The sequence below is a fragment of the Streptococcus alactolyticus genome, assembly GCF_042649785.1.
Lineage (GTDB): Bacteria > Bacillota > Bacilli > Lactobacillales > Streptococcaceae > Streptococcus > Streptococcus alactolyticus.
This window is the reverse complement of the sequence record NZ_JBHRZX010000006.1, coordinates 1-19,645: the sequence shown is the minus strand read 5'-3', so window position 1 is coordinate 19,645 and position 19,645 is coordinate 1. Positions and strand designations below refer to the sequence as shown.

The window sequence follows — 19,645 nt, the reverse complement described above, 5'->3', positions numbered from 1 at the left end:
GCCTGAGATAAGCGCTATCTCAGACAGTATTGTTCGTTTTTTCTATTGGTTGGCTTTTCCTTTGCCCCAAACGGATTTTTCTGCCACAGCGGTAAATAAAACGTCGGTTGATGAATTCAAAGCTGTTTCGCAAGAATCTTGTACCACACCGACGATAAAGCCAATGCCGACAACTTCCATGGCAATATCATTTGAAATGCCAAATAAGCTACAAGCAACGGGAATGAGCAACAAAGAACCGCCAGCAACACCTGAAGCCCCACAAGCTGAAATGGCAGATATCACGCTGAGCAAAAAGGCAGTTGGAAAATCAACATGAATCCCCAAGGTATTAACAGCAGCCAAGGTCAAAATATTGATGGTAATCGCTGCACCAGCCATGTTAATCGTTGCTCCCAGCGGAATAGAAACCGAATAAGTGTCCTCATCCAAGCCCAAGTCCTCACACAGTTTCATATTGACAGGAATGTTGGCAGCTGAACTTCTCGTGAAAAAGGCAGTCAAGCCCGATTCACGCAGGCAACGAAAGACCAGCGGATAAGGATTTTCACGAATCATGATAAAGGCGATGAGCGGATTGACCACCAAGGCAACAAAAAGCATGGTACCAACTAAGGTCACAATCAACATCCCATAATTGGCCAAAATCCCAACCCCATTGTCAGAAACGGTTTTAAACACCAAACCTAGAATACCAAGCGGCGCTAAATTGATAATCCAACGCACCACTTGTGACGTCACTTCTGCCGTTGTTTGAAGCAATTCTTTGGTTTGTGGGCTGACATTTCGCAAGGCTAGACCAAAAATGACCGCCCAAGCCAAGACCCCGATGTAATTGGCAGAAGCCACGGCATTCACAGGGTTATCCACAATCTTGAGCAACAAGTCCTTAAAGACCTGTGCAATCCCTTCTGGTGCCGATAAATTGCTATCACTCACGCCGTCTAAAGTCAAAGTTAGCGGGAAAAGGTAGTTGACCATAACGGCCACAAGGGCTGCCGCCAAGGTCCCAATCAGATAAAGTCCGATAACGGTGGACATATTGGTTCGCTTACCTCTTTCGTGTTGTGACAAGGCATTTGCCACCAAAGCAAAAACAAGCAAAGGCGCAATAGCTTTCAAACCACCAACAAATAAATCTCCCAACAGACCGATGACACTCACCTTAGGAATCAGCATTCCCAAAAGCAAACCAAGCACCACCCCGATGACAATGCGTTTGATTAAACTGGTCCTATTCCAAACACTGATAAAATGTCTCATAGAAACTCCCTTCATAACGAAATAACTTTCTTATCATAATATAAAACAAGGGCTTCGTCAAACGATGCTTGCCCCTCATACCCCATTTTGCAATTGCCAATTCACGACTATTGACGGTTAAGAATCCGTTCGATATAATAATTGTCAGACATTTCTTTAAATTATAATTGTCTCAACTTTAATATATCTCTTAACGAGGAGGAGATTATGAAAACCTTTAAAAATATCTATGTCATCATAGGATTTATGTTATTTGCTCTGTTTTTTGGGGCAGCTAACTTGATTTACCCAGCCTTTTTAGGGATTTACTCTGGAAGCAATTTGGCGCTTGCCATTATCGGCTTTTGCTTGACTGGAGTTACTTTGCCATTGTTGGGTGTGGTGGCTGTTGCACGCTCTGGGGCGAGTGACGTGGAGGACTTCGTTCGACCTGTTTCAAAACGCTATGCCCTGCTCTTTTCAATTGCCCTTTACCTTTCAATTGGTCCCTTCTTTGCTATTCCAAGAACGGGGGCAACATCATTCTCAGTTGGTATCCAACCCATCTTTGGTGACAATCTCATTGCCAAAATCGTTTATGGTTTGCTCTTCTTTGGTTTATCTTACCTCTTGGCGATCAGACCAAGCAAAATCGCAGACCGTATTGGGAAATATTTGACGCCTGCTCTTTTGATTATCATTGCTGTTTTGGTGGTGGCTTCCTTTATCAAACCAGCTGGTGATATTGGAGTAGCTCACAATGCAGCTAATGACATCAGCAATGCTTTCAAAGATGTGCCATTTGTCGCTGGACTTATCCAAGGTTACGGTACCATGGACGCCCTTGCTTCACTAGCCTTTGCCATTATCGTTATTGATGCCAGCAAGCAACACGGTGCTAAGACTCAATCTGAAGTCGCTGGACTAACCTTCAAATCAGGTATCATTGCTACTGTTCTTTTGGCACTTATCTACATCTTTGTGGCACGCATCGGGGCAACATCACAAAACCTTTTTAGCTTTACTGATGGTCAATTCATGCTTAACGGTGCCCCTGTTGACGGTGGAAATGTTCTTAGTCAGTCAGCGCATTTTTACCTTGGTAATATCGGACAAGTGGTATTAGCCTTGGCTATTTTCCTAGCTTGTTTGACAACAGCAACAGGACTTATCACAGCTTGTGCGGAGTACTTCCATAAATTGCAACCAAAAGTATCGCACGTTAGCTGGGCAACCATCTTTACCTTGATTGCTTTAGTCTTTTACTTCGGTGGCTTATCTGAACTCATCAAATGGTCACTCCCTGTGCTTTACCTTCTTTACCCATTAACAATCGCTATCGTTCTCTTGGTGCTTTGCTCTAAATTCTTCCAAAATAGCCCGATTGTCTATCGCTTGACAATCGCATTCACCATGATTCCTGCTCTTTACGATGCTTTATCTACCCTTTCAGCCATGACTGGTTTGTTTAACCTACCAAACGGAGTGGTATACTTCTTTACCAGCGTTGTCCCACTTGGTCAATTCTCAATGGGTTGGATTAGCTTTGCCGTCGTTGGATTTATCCTTGGCGTCATCGTTCAAAGAGTTCAAAAAAATTAACCTGCTAACACCCAAGCTAAAGGCGCTTGGGTGTTTTTGTGTGCATCAAAAAAGAAGATGCCAAGCACCTTCTTTTTATTTGTGGCTTAATTTATTGGTCAGGAAATCTCCGATAAATTGAATCAAGAAAATCAAAATGAGAATGAGTAAGGTTGCCACCAAGGTCACATCGGTATTTGAACGGTTGTAACCATAGTAAATGGCAATGTAACCAAGTCCTCCAGCACCGATAGCACCAGCCATAGCCGTTTCTCCGACAAGTGAAATCAAGGTCACTGTTGACACGCGAATAAGGTCTGGCAACCCTTCGCTTAGGTAAACCTTAATAATATCCCAAAGAGTTGCTCCTGAGGCCTGAGCAGCTTCAATCACCCCTTGGTCAAGTTCAGCCAAGACCACCTGTACCTGACGAGCAAAGAAAGGAAAGGTCGCTGCTGATAGAGGTACTAAAGCAGCTGTCATACCAAGGTTTGTCCCTACAATCCAGTAAGTTACTGGGGCAATAATCGCTAGCAAAATAATGAACGGAATGGCACGGAAAACAGATGTGATTTTATCTAGAATTTGAAATGCCACCTTGTTTTCGATGACCCCATTGGGTCCTGTTAACACCAAAAACAAGCCAACAATCAATCCTAAAAGCCCACCCACGACAAAAGAAATACTTGTCATGTAAAGGGTCGCGTAAATCGCGTCTGGCCAAGAATTCGTTCCCTCCCAGCCAATGCGGTAAACATTTGGTAAATAGGTTTCAATCCATTCTGTCATTTAAGCACCTCGTTTCAAAACAGTCAAATCAATTCCAGCTTTTACAATCGCTTTTTGGGCTCCCATAAGGGCATCAGGCTCACCTGATAAGACCACAATCATCTCACCCACTGGAGTATCCGCCAAGATTTCGATATTCCCATAAAGGATATTTGCCGTTACTTCAAACTCTTTGTAAATTTGATTAAGGATAGGCTCATCAGTTGACCTTCCTGAGTATTTTAATTGCACCAATAAATCATTTTTTGGCAAGGTTTGGATGAAGTCTTGTTTTTCGATTTTCACCAAAGCTTCATCAATGCCCGTAGCCGTTTTGATAAATTCTTGGGTCAAAGCTTCTTTTGGACTAGTAAAAATGTCCAAAACAGAACCCTCTTCAATCAAATGCCCATTTTGCATCACGGCAACACGGTGGCAAATGTCTTTCACAATTTGCATTTCGTGCGTAATCATCACAACCGTCAAGCCCAATTTTTGGTTCAAATCTTGCAACAAGGTCAAAATTTGCTTGGTGGTTTTAGGGTCTAAGGCCGAGGTTGATTCGTCTGAAATCAAGATTTCAGGGTCATTTGCCAAGGCACGCGCAATCGCCACACGCTGTTTTTGACCACCCGATAATTGTGACGGGTAATTCTCCGCACGCTCTGACAAGCCGACCAACTCCAACAATTCCGACACTTTTTTGTCTTTTTCTTCTTTAGACAAAGATGAATGTCTAAGGGCAAAAGCCACATTTTGACGCGCCGTTTTTTGAGCCATCAAATTGAAATGTTGGAAAATCATTCCAATTTTTTGGCGTTTTTGGCGTAATTTAGCTCCTTTTAACTGCACCTGACCATCTGAAAAGGTCACATCATCTCCAATGGTAATTGTACCAGACGTTGGTGGTTGTAGCAGGTTAATCGTACGCACTAAAGTCGATTTTCCTGCACCTGAATACCCAACGATACCATAGATATTGCCCTTGTTAATCGTGATAGAAACGTCTTTCACCGCTTCAATGGTGCGTCTTTTCTGATAAAAGGTAATGTCAATATTTTCTAGTTTAATAATGGGTTTTGTCATAACTCTTAATTAACTCCTCAATCATCTCAATGTGGGTGTAGTAATCAGCTAATTTTACATTTTCATCGCCAGCATGGTCGCTACTATTTGGATTACCAATTCCAAATGCCGCAATTGGAACTTCCAAGGCTTCAAAGATTTGGTGCATTGGGCCTGTTCCCGCAGTGGTTGGCAAGACAGATACTCCATTTGGTGAAAATGCCTTGGCAATCTCGATGACATTTAAAATAGCAGGGTCTGACATATCGCTACGATAAGCCTTTTCACCCAAGGTGTAAATCAATTCCACTTGTTCAAAACCGTGTTTGTCCAAATGCTTTCTAATGTGAGCAAGGGTTTCTTTTGGATCCAAGCCAGGTACCAAGCGAACTTCCATCTTAGATCTTGCTTTTGATGGTAAAATCGTTTTAACCCCTTGCCCTTGATAGCCTGACGTTATGCCTTCAATGGTAATAGCAGGCTCAAAAAAGACGGTTTTCACTAATGATTCTGTATCTTTGGTCAATAGCGGCAAGGTCAATCCATACAAGTCCTGCAAACGCTCAGGGTCTAAATTAGCGTGCTCCAAAGCCAATTGCCACTCTCGTTCATTTGGCGGTGTCACCTGGTCGTAAATGCCATCCACTAGCAAGCGTCCCTCATCATCTCGTAAGGATGTAATCGCCTTGAGCAAGTACCACGTTGCTGTATCAATCACCGCACCAAATTTCGAATGAATATCAATTTTCGCTGAATCCACGACCATATCAAAGGTCACAATGCCCTTGGTTCCACCTGAAATCTCGATTTGTCCTTTAGCATTTGAAATGCCTTGTTCCCAAACCAACAAATCCGCACCACGCAATTCATCAGCATATTTTTCCAGGTAGGTTTCTAAACCAACAGAAGCCGATTCTTCTGCCCCTTCCATGAGAAAAATCACATTGACAGGTAAATCACCGTGCTGACGACGGTACTTTTGAACGGCAGTCAAACGCGCGGTAATGTGTCCTTTGTCATCATCCACACCGCGACCGTACATATACCCATCACGAACCGTCAATTCAAATGGATTGGATGTCCACGGTTGGTCATCATCAGCAGGCACCGTATCATAATGATTGTAAAAAATGATGGTTTTAGCTTCAGGATGACTACTCTTAAATCGAGCCAAAACCAGCGGTGCCGTACAGATATCGTCAATTGTCACCTCAGCACCAGCTTCTGTAAACAACTGCCCCAACTCACCCGCAACCTCAGCCAAACCAATCTGTTGAGCGAAGATGGATTTTTTGGCAATCAAACGCCCCAGCGCTTCAAAATAATACTGTGTGAGTTCATCTTGATAAAATTTTTCTAATTGCTCATTTTCGTTTACGACCATTTTGCTACCTTTCACAACGCTCACATTTTACTCAGAAATACCGCCTACAAAGAAAATCGGTGTGTTAAGAACACACCTGATTCTTATCTTTTGGCTCATTCATTTGATGATGACGATTCAGAAGTTGATGATGTTTTAGCACCTTTCCAAGCAGGAATATCGATACCGTTTGATGCTTTTTCGATTTCCTTACCAACTTCATCTGTTTGATAAACAGATACCAAAGTTTCAATGGCGTCAGCCTTGTCTGATTTCTTCCAATCTTTTTGGGCTGCAATCACGTTAATCCATTGGTCTGAATTATCATCGATTGGTTCTGTGTAAAGAGTTGTATCATAGTTAACATTTGCAGATTGGGCATAAGAGTTGTTGATAACTGCCGCATCTACTGAGTTAAGTGTTGAAGCTGTTTGTGCAGCATCCACTTCTTTGATATCCAAATTCTTTGGATTTGATGAAATGTTTTTGATAGTTGCCAACTCATTACCTGAAACATCCAATTTAATCAAACCAGCTGATTGAAGCAAGTAAAGGGCACGGCTTTCGTTTGACGCATCGTTTGGCACTGAGATAGTCGCTTTATCTGGAATATCTACAACATCTGTGTACTTAGCATCACCGTTATTTTTTGTTCCTGAGAACAAACGGATTGGGCTAAGAAAGGTATCAGCTACCTCAACGATAGTGCCGTCATTTTCTTTGTTCCAGTTACTCAAGAAATATTTGTGTTGGAAGGCGTTGACATCAATTTCCCCATTTTGAAGGGCTTCGTTTGGTTGGTTGTAATCTGTAAACTCAACCAATTTGATTTTAACACCTTTCTTTTCAGCCAATTCTGTGATTTCATCCCAAACAGGTTCTGTGCTATCATCCAATGTCATGATTCCAACTTTAAGTGTTGAGTCATCTGATGCTGATTTTGAGTTGCCTCCGCAAGCTGCCAATAAAACTGTTGATGCTGCAATCACACCTGCTAATCCAAATATCTTTTTCAATTTCATATCTATATCCTCTTTCATTTACTAAGTGATTTTATTGTATCCTATTTGGATATAGGTTTCAAATTGTTATTAACAAGTATTATTTATAGTTTAAAACTATAACCACATTTTAATGAGAGGTTGGCAATTTCAAATCATCTGCACTTGGAGTGTAGTCGCCACCAAGGTATTGTTCTGCCAATTTAGACAAGGTACCATTTTCTTGTAAGGTTTTAAGACGTTTGTTGACGTAAGTTTGCAAGTCTTTTTGGTCATCACCGAAAATGAAGTAGATGTAAGGTTGGTCATCTGATTTCAAATCAATGGTCTTCAAGTTTGTTAATTGTTGGTTTTTGATAACTGTATTAACTGTTGGGGCGTCAAAAATCTTGAAGTCATACTTGCCATCGTTCAAGTTAGTCAACATTTGAGTAATGTTTTCGTTAGTATAATTGATGTCAACGGTGTCGTTACTGTGTTCTTGGTTGTATTTTTCCAATTGTGCAGCAGTTGTTGTCCCTTGAACCACTTGGGTTGAGTGACCACCAATATCATCGTAAGAGGTGATTTTACTATCATTTGGCACAACTAAAACAGATGGGGTTGAGCCGATAGGGTAAGAGAAGAGGTACTTATTGGCACGTTCTTTAGTGTAGCTGATATTGTTACCAGCCATTTGGTATTTGCCTGAGTCAATCCCTGTAAAAATAGATGCCCACTCGGTTTTCTTGAAAGTGACCTTGTATTTGTCAGAATCCTTAAAGACCGCTTTGGCAACTTCGATATCGTATCCTGTCAATTCTCCGTTGTCTTCATATGAGAATGGGGCCGTTGTTCCGACAGTCGCAAAGACCACTTCTTCTTTACCGCTTGATTTTTTAGAGGATGATTGTGACGAGCAAGCCGCTAAAACAAGGCTTGAGGCCAAAACCACACTTGTCACACCTAATGCTTTTTTCCAAAATGTCATATCCATAACTTCCTTTCCTTTTTTAAGACGCTTTTATCTTAACACCACTCTCGCTAGATAACAATTGATTTGATTGCAAGAAAAATAAGAAAAAGCCGCCTTCATCAGCTTTGTACTTATAATGTTTGAACCAAATAATGAAATAAGTTGCGGCTCTCCGTTCTGTCTAGCAACAACTCAGGATGCCACTGAATGCCTAAAATGGGAGCTCCTTTCTTGCTTTCATAAGCTTCAATCGTGCCATCACGTGTATCACGCGCCGTCGCAACCAAGTCAGGTGCCAACTCTTTAACGCTTTGGCGATGAAAGGAATTAATCCAAGCACCTGATTTGACCAAATGGCTCACACGACTGTTGGGAACAACTGACACTTCATGTGAGGTACCTTCAACGTCTTCTTGCCAATGATTGTCTATGTTTTGATTCAAGGTACCGCCTAATGCTACATTTAGCAGCTGCATGCCTCGGCAAACCGCAAAAATAGGTTTTCTTTGACGCAAGGCTTCTTTAATCAAAGCCAATTCAAATTCATCACGTTCCAAAAAGTAATCGTCACTGTCGATAGTCTTTTCTTCACCGTAAAATGCTGGTGTCACATTTTGACCGCCAGATAAAATCAGCTTATCAATCATATCAATGTAAGCTTTAGCAAGAGCTGGGCTCCCAACTGGAATGATAACAGGAACGCCACCAGCAGCGGTAACGCCTTCAGATAAATGACGCGACACCGTATCAAAACGAATGCCTGACATCTCTGGTATTTCTTTTTCATTTCCTGTAATCCCAACAATGACTTGCTTCATTTAACATCCTCTCCTTCCTTTATTTGAGATTCGCTCATTACAATAACCCTATTTTAGACCAAAACGCCACGCTTTTCCAATAGATTTTTATTATCACTCAGATAAAAGAAAGCTATCACTCAAAACGAAAAAGACAGTCAGTAATAAGAACTGACTATCTTTTGTGGTATTTGTGGTGTATAGATTAAAAATCAGCAACGTTGTGGTAAACTTTTTGCACGTCCTCGTCATCTTCAAGAACGTCAATTAGTTTTTCAAAGACTTCAAGGTCTTCACCATCAAGAGTGACTTCTGATTGTGGAATCATTTCAAGCTCAGTCACTTTGAATTCGTCAATACCGTTGGCACGCAAAGCTTCGATACCTTTGTGAAGGTCAGTTGGTGCTGTGTAAACTGTTACCACACCATCCTCTGCTTCAACATCCTCAACGTCAACGTCTGCTTCAAGCAATTGTTCAAAAACAGCATCGGCATCGTCACCGTCAAACACGATAACCCCTTTTTTGTCAAAAAGGTATGATACAGAACCTGCTGCTCCCATGTTACCACCGTTTTTACCAAATGCTGAACGGAGGTTAGCAGCTGTACGGTTAACGTTACTTGTCAAAGTGTCCACGATAATCATTGAACCATTTGGTCCAAAGCCTTCGTAACGTCCTTCAACGAAGGTTTCGTCTGTATTACCTTTTGCTTTATCAATGGCGCGGTCGATAACGTGTTTTGGCACTTGGGCTTGTTTTGCACGCTCAAGTACAAATTTAAGGGCTGAGTTTGATTCTGGGTCTGGTTCACCCTTTTTAGCAGCTACATAGATTTCAACACCAAATTTAGCATAAACTTTAGAGTTAGCACCATCTTTGGCAGTTTTTTTGGCAACAATATTGGCCCACTTACGTCCCATGGGTAGTCTCCTTTGTAAAGATTTTTTTGTTAGCTTAATAAATGGAGTTGAACGACGTCAAACGCTCAATCCTTGAACTACTGAACTAGCACAGCTAAATTCGTAATCCCTATTATTATAGCACTTTGGCGGGCTGGTGTAAAATACTGATGGCCTAAAAAAACGTGATTAGGCTATCCTTTTGGCATAGATTGGACATATTGGGCTAGTGAGGTGGCTTTTGTGCCTAAGACTTTTTCTACGGCATTTGATAAGCCTGCCTGTTCGTCCTTAGCAATGGCGGTGTAGGTTGACACCCAAGCATCGTATTCCTAATCTTCTGCTGGCCAAGCCTTGCGTGAAGCGTAAGCTTCTTCAACGGTTTCCTCAACATAGCTGATTGTTTTGCCTAGCAAATGGCTTAACTGCTCTGCCATTTCTGACAAAGTTAATGCCTCAGGTCCTGTCATATCTAGGGTTTGATTTGCCCATTTATCAGAGTCTTTGAGAATAGCTACCGCTACTTTGGCAACATCCGAACGCACAACAGCAGATACCTTGCCATTTCCAGCAGGTCCTTTGATTTCACCGTATTCTTGTGCCAATGCCACAAAGAAATCCATGTAGAAATTATCCCGCAAAAAGGTATAAGTCAGACCTTTTTCTTTGATATATTGCTCGGTTGCCGCATGGTCACGAGCCAAGGTAAAAGTCGCCTTTGGGCTAGCATTGTAAAAAGACGTGTAAATAATGTGCTTAACCCCAGCCTCCTTGGCAGCATCTATAAAATCCAAATGCTCTTGCAAGCGGTTTGGTGCCTCTTTATCCGAAACCATGAACAAAACCTCAATGCCAGAAAGGGCCTCAAGTGCTTGAGGTGAGTATTCATAACGGCATTGTTTCACCTCAGCTTTTGCTAGTTTTGGTGCCCGTTCTGGCGAGCGTGCCAAGTGCCGTGCGGGAATTCCTGCATCAGACAAGGCTTATGCCACAAAACCGCCTAAATGCCCCGTCACACCTGTAATTGCAATCCTCGTCATCTTTTTCTATCCTCCATTAATCTTAATGCCCTCATTGTAACATGGTAGGGTAAAAATCGCTGACATTTGGTTTTAAAAAAGTCAAGTGGCCTAGCACTTGACTTCTTTGTTTATTAAAATCACTCTCTATCCACTCTGACAGGGACTCTTCCCCAGGTTTGCTCTGGCAACTGTGGGTTACCTAGCTGATAGACTTGGTCAGCTTGTTGCGTCACCTCGTCCCAAGGTTTAGCGCCAATTCGCGTCACGATAGGTACTGATTTTTTAACTTTTTTGAGGTGTTCTTGCCCTTTTAGAGTAAAACCAAGCACATGAATGGCCTTGGGAAGTGGTTTTTCCACAGCTCCAACCAAAATATAAGCCAAAATACGGCTCACACGAGCCTTTGTGTAACGCTTAGTGGCCACCTTATCTACCAATTCTTCCACAGACGTCACTGTTCGAATAGCTGAGCGAATGCGGTTGGCTAATTCCTCATTAACCTGAAAAATCCTTGTCAAATCGGGATTTGTCGTAATTTGGTAGGCCAAAAAATCAAAATAATCTTCCCAACTAGCTTGTGGCGAATCCAGCAACAAATCAGCATCGGGCATGAATTTATCCACAAAGGCCTTGTCTTGTCTGTGGACACGCAAATTGGTCGCCGACGCAAAAGCCACCTCGGTTTCCAAGGAATGATAACCCGCTCCTTGACGCTGAATAGGATTGAGCCTAATCGCTTTACCTGCACACGCTTTGGCATAAGCCAAGCCCAAGATATGATTGGGCGTATCACCAGTAAAATCAACCCCAGCAAAGGTTTCCCACATTTTTTGCGTTTTCTGTGGATAAGACAACTCGTCAGGCAATTGTTTTAGAAAATCCTGCATTTCTTGGTGATGTTGGGCATAAATGTGTGAAAAGTGTTGATAATCCAACATTTCTTCCGTACCAAAAGTTAAGTTATCCACACCAAGACTGGCTAACATGTCAACTGCCCCTTGCGCAAAATAATCTGCCGCTTGAACAGCCACTAAAAACGGCAATTCCACCACCAAATCCGCGCCATTTTTCAGTGCCATCTCAGCTCGCGTCCACTTATCCACAATCGCAGGCTCGCCACGTTGGACAAAATTGCCCGACATAGCCACAATCTTCAAGCCCTTAGCTTGCGACAACAGATAACCATGCCCATTATGAAAGGGATTAAATTCCGCAATAATACCAGTAACCGTCATGGAAACTCCTTTTATTCTTTACTTGTTTGCTCACTTCTGACACACAAAGAACCAGCGTTGTGAGGTTTCTTGAGGTTTGCTGTCCTCGAAATCAGCGTAGAGTTCTAATGATTTGAAACCTGCTTGCTCCAAGAGAATGTCATAGGTCAGGATTTCATAGGTGCGTTCTTCGTGAACTTCGTCATAGCGAGTGAAACGCCCATCCTCGTCTTGCAAGAAGAAAGTCAGTTCATGGACAACAGAATGCGGTGCTTCATCGGCATAAGTGTCCCAAACCATGGCAAATTCTTCTGCATTTTCATGGTAAGAATAACCAGGAAAAACGGTATCAGTTTGGTAAGTTGAGTGCACGTCAAAGATGAATACTCCGTCCTCATTCAAACAGTCGTAAACTTGTTTAAAGACATCACCAACTTCAACCTCGTCAGCCATGTAACAAATCGAGTCTGAATAGCAAGTCACCAAATCATATTGACCAGCTTGCGACAAATCCAACATATTGCCCTGTTTGAAATTAATAGCCTCGCCTGCTTCCTTAGCACGCTGACGAGCCACGTCCAACATTTCTTCACTCAAATCAAGCCCTGTCACATCAAAGCCCGCTTGTGAGAAACGCACCGATTGGATACCTGTCCCGCAGGCCAATTCCAAGAGTTTTTTCTTGTTTTTGGGAAAATGGCGGAGCGAAAAATCAGTCCATTTATCATAAAGGGAATCGTCCATGATGGCATCATAAACCTCAGCAAATTTTTGATAGTTTTTGTTCATTTTTCTCTTTTGATAGTTCCGTCATGCGGGTACAAGCTGTGAGCTAGCTCGCCTATCTTTCCTTTCTTCTTGTTTTCAAAAACCCTGCCAAGCGGCAAGGTTCTCTTTAAGCTAAGTATTCTGACACATCCACCATTGGAGCTTCGTGCCAAAGTTTTTCAATGTTGTAGTGTTCACGTTCGTCTTCTGAGAAAATATGGACAACAACATCATTAAGGTCAAGAAGTACCCAACCTGTACGACTATCACCTTCTGCATGGCTGGCTATACCAGCGACTTCTTTCACTTTTTCACGAATATTTTCAGCAATAGCATCCAATTGACGAGTGTTCATAGCGCTCACGACTACAAAATAATCAGTCACACTAGTCAACCCGTAAAGGTCCAAAACGACCATATCTTCTGCACGTTTCTCATCAGCTGCTTTCACAACCAATTCTAGTAATTCTTTTTTATCCATTTAATCCTCTTTTAAAATTTCTTCTAAATCAGCCACTTGGGCAAAACGTCCATTCCAAGTGCTTTCATAATGCTGTATTAATTGTTCTGCTGTAATTTCTCTTTCAGCAAAGGTAGTCGTGCCATTTTTAATAACTACCAAATCATAGCCAAACTCAAACGCCACCTTAACAGTCGTATCAATGCAATAATTCGTTGCCATGCCAATGATAATCAGCTGATCAATAGATTGGCTATCCAGATAAGTCTGTAAATGAGTTTTTTTAAAAGCACTATTATAATGCTTATCAAAAATTTTCTCGTCAACTTCTGGAGCAATAGCTTCGTAAATTTCCCAGCCATGACTTCCTGTTAGTAGTTCGTCGTCATTGTGGCGGACGTAAATCACCTCAATGTTTTTCTCACGACAAGTGGCGATTGCTTTTTGCCAGACAGACAAGCAGTTATCAACTGCATACGGTTTAGCCTCTATCAAGGCTGTTTGAATATCAATCACTAACAGAGCTGTTTTCATTTGTCATCTTTCATAAACCCAACATACGCATTATAAGTTTCAATGGTTTGTGGGAAGATTGGAAAGGCTTGGTGTGCAAGGTGCTCAACGGTATGAAGCGTTTCATAAGCCACTGCCTTATCTAATGATTCTTTGGCAATCGCACGCGCTTCTTCCACCAAAGGAAAACGACGACCAGGCTCAATATAATCTGCCACATAAACAATCTTATCTAGCAAAGACATCTGACTTGAGCCAACTGTATGCGTTTCAATGCTGTGCAAGATATCCTTATCTGTCACGCCCAAATCTTCCTGAATCTTGTAAATACCGACCATACCATGCCAGACATTGTTGCCCCATTTTTTGAGTTCTGGGTCAAGATTATACTTGTCAATCAAGTCTAAAAATTCTTGGTCTGAAATCTCTTTGGCATAATCATGCAATAAACCTGCGAGCCCTGCTTTTTCCTTATCGTAGCCATAACGCTCTGCCAATTCAATAGCTGTCTGTTCAACCCCAAGAACGTGATTAAATCGCTTGTCGCTCATGACAGCCTTGATTTTGGAAAGCAAGTCCTCACGGCTCGTCCCTGTGTACTGCTCATAAGTCACGATACAGCTCTTCTTTCTCAATATAATCAATCACAGGTTTAGGGAGTAAAAAGTTTGGTTTCAAACCTTTTTCAAACTGGTGACGAATCAAACTTGATGAGATATCCATCATAGGCACATCCACCCAAATCACAGGATAAGACGTCCCTGCCTTGTATTTTGGACGTTGCACACCGACGAATTGCACCATTTTGATAAGTTCATCAATTTTGTGCCATTTTGGCAAATAATCCACCATATCTGCACCGATGATGAAATAATAATCCACATCAGGATTTTTTTCCGTCAACAGTTTCATGGTTTCATAGGTATAGCTGACCCCTTTACGCTCCAATTCAATGGTTTCAATGCCTAAACCGTCAATACCCTCAATTGCTAATTCCAGCATTTTCAAACGATGCTTTTCATCGATCGTGTCTTTCTGGTCAACGTGTGGCGGTAGGTATTCGGGCATGAGAAAAACCTCGTCCAAGCCTAATTGCTGGCGAACTTGGTCTGCAATAACCAAATGGGCATTGTGAACAGGGTTGAAATTTCCTCCTAAAATACCAATTTGTTTTCGATTTGTGTCTTTTTCTTTCTTTTCTAACTCAACTTTGGTAAAGGGTGTTAGCAATTCTATTGCCATAGTGACGACCTCCAAGTCAGGCGACTTCCTAAACGACGAGCTTATTTGTTTAGCTCTTTTACTTTTGGTGATAGTTTGCGATTTTGTTTTTTAGACGATTCCTTGTAAAGAATCAAGATACGCCCAATTTTCAAAACCGTATCGCAACCAATTTCTTCTTCTAAAATTTCTGCAACCTCATGAATATCTTCGTCCGTATTTTGAAGCAAGGTTACTTTAATCAATTCACGAGCGTCTAAAGCTTGTCGAACACTGGTCTTGATTTGGTCATTTAGACCATTTTTCCCAATTTGTACAATCGGTTTCAAGCTATGTGCTTCTGATTTCAAAAAAGCACGTTGTTTTGATGTTAGCATGACGGTCCTTTCTTTTGTTAAATCAATGCCTTACGGAGCAAGACAGCAACCCCTTCAGGTGCCCAAGCTGCAACGGTCACAGGCTTTTGTGCTGACGCTTTCACACGAATCCAACCAAGCCCTGAATACACGATATCCATCTTATCTTTAATGGTAAATTCGTGACGAACTAATGGCGGAAAATCAGCTAATTCCTTGTCTGTTGGCGGTGTTAAAAGACTACCAACGTGTTTATCGTATAAGGCATCTGCTCCAGCTAATTTGGTGCGATGCAATTTCAAATTATTGTCAAAATAAGCGGTAAATCCTTGTTTGTCCCCAGAAATGAAGTCAAAACGTCCCAAACCTGCTAAAAACAAGGTTTGTTCAGGGTTGAGCTGATAGGTTTTTGGCTTTATTTCTTTTTTAGGGCTGATGTACTTCAAATTCTTATCACTGAGGTAATGCGCCATCTGATGACGGTGGATAATACCTGGCGTATCAAAGATATAGCTCCCATCGTCCAAAGGAATTTCAATCTTATCAAGCGTTGTCCCTGGGAAACGTGAAGTCGTGATAATATCTTTTTCACCTGTGACTTCTTTGATAATCGCATTGATCAAGGTTGATTTACCAACATTGGTCACACCCACCACATAGACATCACGCCCATGACGCAAGCTTTCAATCTTCTCAATCAAGTCTTTGATTGCTTGGTGATTTTGAGCACTAGTCAAGATAACATCTACTGGACGCAAGCCCTCTTCATGGGCACGCTCTGTCAACCATTGTGTTACCTTGCTGTCTTTAACAGACTTAGGTAAAATGTCTTTTTTATTTCCAACCAACAAAACGTCATTGCCAGAAACAAAGCGTGGCAAACCTGGGATAACTGATCCATTGAAGTCAAAAATGTCCACTACATTGACCACAAGGGCATCACTATCTCCCACTTCGTGCAACAATTGCAAGAACTCATCATCGGTCATGTGCACATCTGTGATTTCATTGTAATGACGCAGTCTAAAACACCTTTGGCAATACAATTCACCTGTTTCAAGCCCTTTTTCCAAGGCAGCTTTTGGGGTGTAGCCTGCTTTGTCTTTATCTTCTGTTTGAATTTTGGCTCCGCAGCCAATACATACTAATTCTTCCATTAAATTCCTTTTTGATATTGGATTTTTCCGTATTTTTCTTCAAGTTTGGCCCAAACACGGCGTTCACGCCAGCGATTAATTCTAGTATTCCAAGCATCAGATTTAACCAAAGGTCTTACCAAAACAGACTGAATATCAGCACGGTGAGCCGCACGAATATCTGTCATCAATTGGTCCCCTACCATAATCACCTCATCACGATCAAAACCGTAACGCTTGATGGCTTTATTAATGCCACGTGTGAATGGTTTCATGGCACGGCTCACAAAGTCCACGCCAAAACGAGAAACGGCACGATTGACACGGGAATGTTTGTTGTTTGACACGACCACAACAGCAATATCAGCCATCGTCATCTCATCCAACCATGCCCGCACCTCAGGCGTACCATCAGGGTTATTCCATGCAATTAAAGTATTATCTAAATCCACTAAAACGGCATGAATCCCATGTCGCAACAAATCATCTGCTCTTAAATCATAAACTGCCTCAACTACGAAGGTTGGCCTATAATCGTCTATACTCAAATTCTTCTCCAACAAATATATTCTACTATTCATTCTACCATATTTGACAAAATATAGCGAATTGAAAAAGCTCTTACTATGAAATAGCAGAGCTCATTTGTAATTAATCATAAACAAATTCAAGTGTGCAATCCGGATATACTGATTGAAATAAATTATTATAGTAATTTTCAGCAGATTCTTGAATTGTTTCTTTATATTGTTTTAAATATTCTTCTTGCTCATCACTTGATAATCCTTTAGCAACAGCTTCTCCTGTATCTACATCTTCTGTAGAAGCACTTAAAAATTCACCATTTTTATCATATGGTGTATATGGATTTTCAGGGTCTAATTCTACTCCTATAACTTCGAATTTTGGTATATGAATTGTGAAACTATTCTCACCATTTTCTTGAATTGAAACAGGTTGCTTAATTCCCAACTTTGCTGAATAGTTTAAAATAATGATTGCTTTTTTCTCAGAATATGGAATTTCCCAACCAAACACTTTTTTGACGTTTGAAATAGTATCTATTTTTTGAATTCCTACATTCAAAAATACAACCTGATTCACCTTTTCAATGTATTTTACCATTGAATATGATTCTGTGGTTTGATTTCCTTTAGAATTACTATTTGAAACTCCAAGGAAGTAAGCTCCAATAAAAACAAGAATAGCAATTGCTATTGCCCATACATAAACGGTGAATTTGAAACCAAATATCTTTTTCAAAATCTTCATCTTATTCTCCTATTTCTTCAAATACCAAATAAGCAACGCCACAACAAGTATTGCTAAATAAGGATTTAGCAATAATAATACTATAGCGACAATAACAGCCAAAGAAGTTACTAACTTTTTCATATCCTACCTACTTTTACTATTGTAATATAGAATGTAATTTTATCTTAAAATAGTATATATTCAAGTCTTTTGCTTGTCAATCGCTTCTGTACATTTTTTGAAAATCCATCAAAAAAAGAGTGACAAAGCACTCTAAAAAATTAATTTTCTTTACCATCAACAACTCTAAATAGGATAATCAATTCAATAACAGCTAAGACAAGCAAAATGATAAAAGCATTTCGTGACCCTCTAGCCGTTGCTTCTGCATAGCTGATACTTGTGTTTGATTGACTGAGCGCAACAACCAAGGATGCAACGGTCGTTCCAACTGCGCCAGCAAATTGTTGCAAAGTATTAAAGATAGCATTGGCATCTGCTCGTTTGTCTGAAGTTACTAGTTTTTGACCATTTGTCATGATATTACCAAAGGCAATTCCAGTACCTGCCATTGATAGAATATAGATAACAGTTAACCAAGTATTCGGTAAATGCAAAGCCAAAATGCTAAAGAGACAAAGAGCAAAGGCAAGCAGACTAACTCCAAAAATAATTGGCTTTTTAGCACCTAAACGATCTAAAATTCTGCCGCTAAATGGTGCAAAGCAGGCACCAATAATTGCTCCTGGAAAGACTAAAAGACCTGCGACAGTTGAACTTGAATGATTTACTAACTGAATATAATTCGGGATAATAAAAGACATTCCTAGATTGACAATTTGAAACAGGAAGAAAGCAATAACATGTCCAGCAAATTTACCATTTTTAAGAATAGATAAGTTAACAATTGGCTGTTCTAGATGTGAAGAACGTTTTACCAAGACAAGAAGACCAGCAATTCCAACTGCCAATCCTCCTAAAACAGGCACACTAAAGAAATCATATTCAGCCAAATTATTAATTCCTAAAATCAACCCAACAAATAAGCAAAGAATAGCTATAACGCTAATTAAATCCAAACTTTCACGCGCCACTTTATTTTTTTGTTCAATAGATATTACCCCTAAAATTAAAGAGATTAACAAAAGCGGGGTAAGCAAGACAAAGATAAAACGCCATCCAAAATGTGATGAAACAAATCCACCAAATGTTGGTCCAACCGCTGGAGCAACAGCGGTAATCAAAGTTCCAACACCCATCATCGTACCGATTTTACTCATTGGAACTTGGTCCAAAATAATATTAAACATCAAAGGAAGCGCAATTCCGACTCCAATCCCTTGAATGACACGCCCGACCAAAAGCAAAGCAAAACTTGGCGCAATGCTATCAATTAACACGCCCAAAATAAACAGTAAGTTAGCTGTCAAAAAGACTGATTTTGTCTTAAATGAACGCTTCAAATACGCTGATAAAGGCACTACTGACGCCACTACCAAAAGGTAGATTGTCGTCATCCATTGAACAGTTGAGGTGGTGATTCCAAACTCTTTCATAAGAGTTGGAAAGGTGATGTTCATCGCTGTTTCAACGACCACCCCACAAAAGGATAACATTCCAGCAGCAATAACTGCTCGAATCACTTTAGGTGAAATTTTTTCTTCTGACATGGTTCCTCCTACTTCTTCTTAACATAATAATCTAAAATCTTCTCAAAAATGGCAATTTCGTCTTCTGAAAAGCGTTCTTCCAACTCTTTTTCTTGGAGTTGAAAATACGAACGACATTCTGCTACTAAATCTTGCGCTTTTTGAGTCAGATGCACCGATTTTTGGCGGGCATCTTTTTGCGAAACTTGGCGGTAAATCAACTCTTTTTTGGCTCTATAATTTCTGTAGTGGGTAAATCCACTGTAGAGATTATGGAGCCTTTTTTAGTGTAGAAAAAAAGTCCCTTATGACCTATAATGAAAAGCGACGAAACTCACATTAGAAAGGGTTCATATGGAACAACTAAATCTTATCACAA

At 40.8% G+C, this 19,645-nt stretch carries 21 protein-coding genes and 1 pseudogene; 1 reads left to right on the top strand and 21 read right to left on the bottom strand.

Annotation, left to right across the window (positions count from 1 at the left end; genetic code table 11):
- Nucleotides 1-42 precede the first annotated feature (42 nt).
- Nucleotides 43-1,263 (bottom strand): serine/threonine transporter SstT, encoded by a 1,221-nt coding sequence (sstT, locus tag ACFORE_RS01290; RefSeq protein WP_154454775.1) that lies wholly within the window; start codon nucleotides 1,261-1,263, stop codon nucleotides 43-45.
- A 207-nt stretch (nucleotides 1,264-1,470) separates the two neighbouring features.
- Between sstT and brnQ the strand changes: the two genes are divergently transcribed.
- Complete coding sequence (gene brnQ / locus ACFORE_RS01285) at nucleotides 1,471-2,844, top strand: branched-chain amino acid transport system II carrier protein (RefSeq protein ID WP_294426338.1); 1,374 nt, start codon at nucleotides 1,471-1,473, stop codon at nucleotides 2,842-2,844.
- A gap of 75 nt (nucleotides 2,845-2,919) precedes the next feature.
- Here the strand turns inward: brnQ and ACFORE_RS01280 are convergent, their stop codons facing one another.
- The 20 genes and pseudogenes from ACFORE_RS01280 to ACFORE_RS01185 form a co-directional block, all read right to left on the bottom strand.
- The gene (locus tag ACFORE_RS01280; RefSeq protein WP_168260398.1) at nucleotides 2,920-3,612 is read right to left on the bottom strand and encodes a methionine ABC transporter permease; all 693 of its coding nucleotides are present in this window, start codon (nucleotides 3,610-3,612) and stop codon (nucleotides 2,920-2,922) included.
- Nucleotides 3,613-4,677 (bottom strand): methionine ABC transporter ATP-binding protein, encoded by a 1,065-nt coding sequence (locus ACFORE_RS01275; protein ID WP_204984228.1) that lies wholly within the window; start codon nucleotides 4,675-4,677, stop codon nucleotides 3,613-3,615.
- Entirely contained in the window at nucleotides 4,658-6,040 is a 1,383-nt protein-coding gene (locus ACFORE_RS01270; RefSeq protein WP_154454779.1) for a M20/M25/M40 family metallo-hydrolase, read from the bottom strand. The genes ACFORE_RS01275 and ACFORE_RS01270 overlap by 20 nt, the downstream gene beginning before the upstream one ends.
- Nucleotides 6,041-6,135: 95 nt before the next feature.
- Nucleotides 6,136-7,041, bottom strand: a complete 906-nt coding sequence (locus tag ACFORE_RS01265) for a MetQ/NlpA family ABC transporter substrate-binding protein (protein ID WP_154454780.1) — start codon at nucleotides 7,039-7,041, stop codon at nucleotides 6,136-6,138.
- 109 nt (nucleotides 7,042-7,150) lie between these two features.
- The gene (locus ACFORE_RS01260) at nucleotides 7,151-7,990 is read right to left on the bottom strand and encodes an amino acid ABC transporter substrate-binding protein (RefSeq protein WP_204984316.1); all 840 of its coding nucleotides are present in this window, start codon (nucleotides 7,988-7,990) and stop codon (nucleotides 7,151-7,153) included.
- Nucleotides 7,991-8,106: 116 nt separating this feature from the next.
- Nucleotides 8,107-8,793 carry a gamma-glutamyl-gamma-aminobutyrate hydrolase family protein gene (locus ACFORE_RS01255; protein ID WP_235280842.1) on the bottom strand — a complete coding sequence of 229 codons (687 nt, stop codon included), beginning with the start codon at nucleotides 8,791-8,793 and terminating at the stop codon, nucleotides 8,107-8,109.
- Between the two features lie 184 nt (nucleotides 8,794-8,977).
- The gene (locus tag ACFORE_RS01250) at nucleotides 8,978-9,694 is read right to left on the bottom strand and encodes a YebC/PmpR family DNA-binding transcriptional regulator (RefSeq protein ID WP_154454783.1); all 717 of its coding nucleotides are present in this window, start codon (nucleotides 9,692-9,694) and stop codon (nucleotides 8,978-8,980) included.
- 173 nt (nucleotides 9,695-9,867) lie between these two features.
- A pseudogene (locus ACFORE_RS01245) lies at nucleotides 9,868-10,653 on the bottom strand (SDR family oxidoreductase).
- Nucleotides 10,654-10,832: 179 nt separating this feature from the next.
- Nucleotides 10,833-11,930 carry a nucleotidyltransferase gene (locus ACFORE_RS01240; protein ID WP_154454784.1) on the bottom strand — a complete coding sequence of 366 codons (1,098 nt, stop codon included), beginning with the start codon at nucleotides 11,928-11,930 and terminating at the stop codon, nucleotides 10,833-10,835.
- A gap of 30 nt (nucleotides 11,931-11,960) precedes the next feature.
- On the bottom strand, nucleotides 11,961-12,698 hold the full coding sequence (locus tag ACFORE_RS01235; RefSeq protein WP_308526029.1) for a class I SAM-dependent DNA methyltransferase: 738 nt from the start codon (nucleotides 12,696-12,698) through the stop codon (nucleotides 11,961-11,963).
- A 106-nt stretch (nucleotides 12,699-12,804) separates the two neighbouring features.
- On the bottom strand, nucleotides 12,805-13,158 hold the full coding sequence (gene rsfS, locus ACFORE_RS01230; protein ID WP_168260392.1) for a ribosome silencing factor: 354 nt from the start codon (nucleotides 13,156-13,158) through the stop codon (nucleotides 12,805-12,807).
- Nucleotides 13,159-13,671 carry a cysteine hydrolase family protein gene (locus tag ACFORE_RS01225; protein ID WP_168260391.1) on the bottom strand — a complete coding sequence of 171 codons (513 nt, stop codon included), beginning with the start codon at nucleotides 13,669-13,671 and terminating at the stop codon, nucleotides 13,159-13,161.
- Nucleotides 13,668-14,264: a bis(5'-nucleosyl)-tetraphosphatase (symmetrical) YqeK gene (yqeK, locus tag ACFORE_RS01220; RefSeq protein ID WP_380434908.1), complete on the bottom strand. Its 597-nt coding sequence runs from the start codon at nucleotides 14,262-14,264 to the stop codon at nucleotides 13,668-13,670. The genes ACFORE_RS01225 and yqeK overlap by 4 nt, the downstream gene beginning before the upstream one ends.
- Entirely contained in the window at nucleotides 14,254-14,892 is a 639-nt protein-coding gene (locus ACFORE_RS01215; protein ID WP_154454788.1) for a nicotinate-nucleotide adenylyltransferase, read from the bottom strand. Before ACFORE_RS01215 ends, yqeK begins: the two co-directional genes overlap by 11 nt.
- A 41-nt stretch (nucleotides 14,893-14,933) precedes the next feature.
- On the bottom strand, nucleotides 14,934-15,248 hold the full coding sequence (gene yhbY, locus ACFORE_RS01210; protein ID WP_380434907.1) for a ribosome assembly RNA-binding protein YhbY: 315 nt from the start codon (nucleotides 15,246-15,248) through the stop codon (nucleotides 14,934-14,936).
- A 17-nt stretch (nucleotides 15,249-15,265) separates the two neighbouring features.
- Nucleotides 15,266-16,384, bottom strand: coding sequence for a ribosome biogenesis GTPase YqeH (gene yqeH, locus ACFORE_RS01205; RefSeq protein ID WP_235281123.1), 1,119 nt, complete (start codon nucleotides 16,382-16,384; stop codon nucleotides 15,266-15,268).
- Nucleotides 16,384-16,911, bottom strand: a complete 528-nt coding sequence (locus tag ACFORE_RS01200; protein WP_380434906.1) for a YqeG family HAD IIIA-type phosphatase — start codon at nucleotides 16,909-16,911, stop codon at nucleotides 16,384-16,386. Before ACFORE_RS01200 ends, yqeH begins: the two co-directional genes overlap by 1 nt.
- Nucleotides 16,912-17,014: 103 nt before the next feature.
- Nucleotides 17,015-17,635, bottom strand: a complete 621-nt coding sequence (locus ACFORE_RS01195) for a DUF4230 domain-containing protein (protein ID WP_293789738.1) — start codon at nucleotides 17,633-17,635, stop codon at nucleotides 17,015-17,017.
- Between the two features lie 263 nt (nucleotides 17,636-17,898).
- Nucleotides 17,899-19,287 (bottom strand): DHA2 family efflux MFS transporter permease subunit, encoded by a 1,389-nt coding sequence (locus ACFORE_RS01190; protein ID WP_264879477.1) that lies wholly within the window; start codon nucleotides 19,285-19,287, stop codon nucleotides 17,899-17,901.
- A gap of 8 nt (nucleotides 19,288-19,295) precedes the next feature.
- On the bottom strand, nucleotides 19,296-19,487 hold the full coding sequence (locus ACFORE_RS01185) for a helix-turn-helix domain-containing protein (RefSeq protein WP_264879475.1): 192 nt from the start codon (nucleotides 19,485-19,487) through the stop codon (nucleotides 19,296-19,298).
- Between the last annotated feature and the right edge of the window lie 158 nt (nucleotides 19,488-19,645).

Coding starts and splice junctions, on each gene's coding strand:
- yhbY (WP_380434907.1), bottom strand. CDS start 15,248: ATGCTAACATCAAAACAACGTGCTTTTTTGAAATCAGAAGCACATAGC.
- ACFORE_RS01255 (WP_235280842.1), bottom strand. CDS start 8,793: ATGAAGCAAGTCATTGTTGGGATTACAGGAAATGAAAAAGAAATACCA.
- ACFORE_RS01215 (WP_154454788.1), bottom strand. CDS start 14,892: ATGGCAATAGAATTGCTAACACCCTTTACCAAAGTTGAGTTAGAAAAG.
- ACFORE_RS01235 (WP_308526029.1), bottom strand. CDS start 12,698: ATGAACAAAAACTATCAAAAATTTGCTGAGGTTTATGATGCCATCATG.
- ACFORE_RS01250 (WP_154454783.1), bottom strand. CDS start 9,694: ATGGGACGTAAGTGGGCCAATATTGTTGCCAAAAAAACTGCCAAAGAT.
- ACFORE_RS01280 (WP_168260398.1), bottom strand. CDS start 3,612: ATGACAGAATGGATTGAAACCTATTTACCAAATGTTTACCGCATTGGC.
- ACFORE_RS01195 (WP_293789738.1), bottom strand. CDS start 17,635: ATGAAGATTTTGAAAAAGATATTTGGTTTCAAATTCACCGTTTATGTA.
- ACFORE_RS01275 (WP_204984228.1), bottom strand. CDS start 4,677: ATGACAAAACCCATTATTAAACTAGAAAATATTGACATTACCTTTTAT.
- yqeH (WP_235281123.1), bottom strand. CDS start 16,384: ATGGAAGAATTAGTATGTATTGGCTGCGGAGCCAAAATTCAAACAGAA.
- ACFORE_RS01270 (WP_154454779.1), bottom strand. CDS start 6,040: ATGGTCGTAAACGAAAATGAGCAATTAGAAAAATTTTATCAAGATGAA.
- brnQ (WP_294426338.1), top strand. CDS start 1,471: ATGAAAACCTTTAAAAATATCTATGTCATCATAGGATTTATGTTATTT.
- ACFORE_RS01260 (WP_204984316.1), bottom strand. CDS start 7,990: ATGACATTTTGGAAAAAAGCATTAGGTGTGACAAGTGTGGTTTTGGCC.
- sstT (WP_154454775.1), bottom strand. CDS start 1,263: ATGAGACATTTTATCAGTGTTTGGAATAGGACCAGTTTAATCAAACGC.
- ACFORE_RS01265 (WP_154454780.1), bottom strand. CDS start 7,041: ATGAAATTGAAAAAGATATTTGGATTAGCAGGTGTGATTGCAGCATCA.
- ACFORE_RS01225 (WP_168260391.1), bottom strand. CDS start 13,671: ATGAAAACAGCTCTGTTAGTGATTGATATTCAAACAGCCTTGATAGAG.
- ACFORE_RS01190 (WP_264879477.1), bottom strand. CDS start 19,287: ATGTCAGAAGAAAAAATTTCACCTAAAGTGATTCGAGCAGTTATTGCT.
- ACFORE_RS01240 (WP_154454784.1), bottom strand. CDS start 11,930: ATGACGGTTACTGGTATTATTGCGGAATTTAATCCCTTTCATAATGGG.
- rsfS (WP_168260392.1), bottom strand. CDS start 13,158: ATGGATAAAAAAGAATTACTAGAATTGGTTGTGAAAGCAGCTGATGAG.